Source organism: Shigella sp. FC1661 (assembly GCF_001712525.1).
In the GTDB taxonomy this organism is placed as follows: Bacteria; Pseudomonadota; Gammaproteobacteria; order Enterobacterales; family Enterobacteriaceae; genus Escherichia; species Escherichia coli.
In genome coordinates this window covers 1-1,564 of record NZ_MDGW01000313.1, presented here as the reverse complement: position 1 = coordinate 1,564, position 1,564 = coordinate 1, and the positions used below count along the sequence as shown (strand labels likewise).

Annotated in this window: 3 protein-coding genes; 2 read left to right on the top strand and 1 reads right to left on the bottom strand. The window is 48.7% G+C overall.

Going from position 1 to position 1,564, the window contains the following annotated elements; translation table 11 throughout:
- The first annotated feature begins 697 nt into the window (after window positions 1–697).
- Together BFF42_RS16630 and BFF42_RS16625 are read left to right on the top strand one after the other, a co-directional pair.
- A complete protein-coding gene (locus tag BFF42_RS16630; RefSeq protein ID WP_011114751.1) occupies window positions 698–982 on the top strand; it encodes a type II toxin-antitoxin system TacA family antitoxin in 285 nt (94 codons plus the stop codon).
- Complete coding sequence (locus BFF42_RS16625) at window positions 970–1,455, top strand: GNAT family N-acetyltransferase (RefSeq protein ID WP_000501969.1); 486 nt, start codon at window positions 970–972, stop codon at window positions 1,453–1,455. Before BFF42_RS16630 ends, BFF42_RS16625 begins: the two co-directional genes overlap by 13 nt.
- Window positions 1,456–1,495: 40 nt before the next feature.
- On the opposite strand, the gene BFF42_RS28375 is transcribed toward BFF42_RS16625, so the two are convergent.
- Window positions 1,496–1,564 (bottom strand): hypothetical protein (locus BFF42_RS28375; RefSeq protein WP_369803596.1); only part of this gene is annotated, 69 nt, incomplete at its 5' end.

Genomic DNA, 1,564 nt, shown 5'->3' with positions numbered 1-1,564 from the left:
CTGCGCTAAAATTTCTTTTTTTCATTGGAGCACCTGTGTTGTTCTGAGGTGAGCATATCACCTCTGTTCAGGTGGCCAAATTCAGTGTGCCACTTCAGGGCGGCATCCGGCATATAGGCAGCATGAACGCAACACAGGCTCTCGTACGGAACGTGGGAACCTGTCGTCTCGATGCTAAGGGAGCGGCGCGGAGCAGAGGCACTGCAAGCGCCTGAGTACCGATGCGAGACACAGGGGCAGATGGCTTCGTAGTAGTGAGGAAGTGCCTGTAATGGGCATGGAGCGAAGGGGGTCAGTCGAGGCGTTTGAGGTTACCAATCGAAGCTATACCCGGTAATGGCGTAGGTTGACCTGCACTTGGCCAAGTGGATTGCCCGCAAACACAAGCGAGCGCGAGGTAGTCTGGTGCGTGCATTCGAGTGGTTACTGCGAATTCGTCACGACTGCCCGACGCTGTTTGCACACTGGTGCTTAGCTTACGATACTTGAATGGTTCAACGACAAGAGCCGTATGACGCGAGAGTGTCACGTACGGTTCCGTGGGAGCGTAGGGGGGCGGTGCCCCTGCGCCACCCGATATCCCCTTTGAGTGCGGTTACGTCCACAGAGGTAAATGCCGCTGACGCGGCATCTGTAATCTGTTACTTTGTGTATATCATTTGCTATATATTGTCAATATGCTATTGTTGTAAAGCAAATGATATACGGAGGCTTTATGAAATCAGGTGTTCAGCTCAATCTCAGAGCAAGAGAATCACAGCGGATACTCATTGATGCTGCTGCAGAAATTCTTCATAAGTCGCGTACAGATTTCATTCTGGAAATGGCCTGTAAAGCTGCTGAAGATGTTATTCTCGACCGGCGGGTGTTTAATTTTAATGACAGGCAATATGAAGAGTTCATTGAAATGCTTGATGCTCCGGTTGCAGATGATCCTGCCATCGAAAAATTGCTGGCAAGGAAACCTCAATGGGATGTGTAACTGCACCAGAACCTTTATCCTCATTTCATCAGGTCGCTGAATTTGTCAGCGGTGAAGCTGTACTTGATGACTGGTTAAAGCAGAAGGGGCTAAAAAATCAGGCAATCGGAGCCACCCGGACTTTTGTTGTATGCAGAAAAGGTACGCAACAAATAGTCGGTTTTTACTCACTGGCCACTGGTAGTGTCAATCATACAGAAGCTACAGGTAACCTTCGGCGCAATATGCCAGACCCCATTCCTGTAATTATACTTGCACGCCTGGCTGTAGATGTGTCATTTCGAGGAAAAGGGCTTGGCGCGGATTTACTTCATGATGCAGTTCGTCGTTGTTACAGGGTTGCCGAAAATATCGGTGTGCGTGCAATTATGGTTCATGCGCTTACGGAAAACGCAAAACAGTTTTATATTCATCATGGTTTTAAGCCATCAAAAACTCAGGTGCAAACATTGTTTCTTAAACTCCCTCAATAGGGAGTAATGCGTAAGCGTCAACGGAGCACCGTATTGACGCTTATTTATTGGTGAGTGCTACGTTCCATGGCAGGAGTTCGTCAACACGGTTGGAAGGCCATTCCGGCAG

Coding starts and splice junctions, on each gene's coding strand:
- BFF42_RS16625 (WP_000501969.1), top strand. CDS start 970: ATGGGATGTGTAACTGCACCAGAACCTTTATCCTCATTTCATCAGGTC.
- BFF42_RS16630 (WP_011114751.1), top strand. CDS start 698: ATGATATACGGAGGCTTTATGAAATCAGGTGTTCAGCTCAATCTCAGA.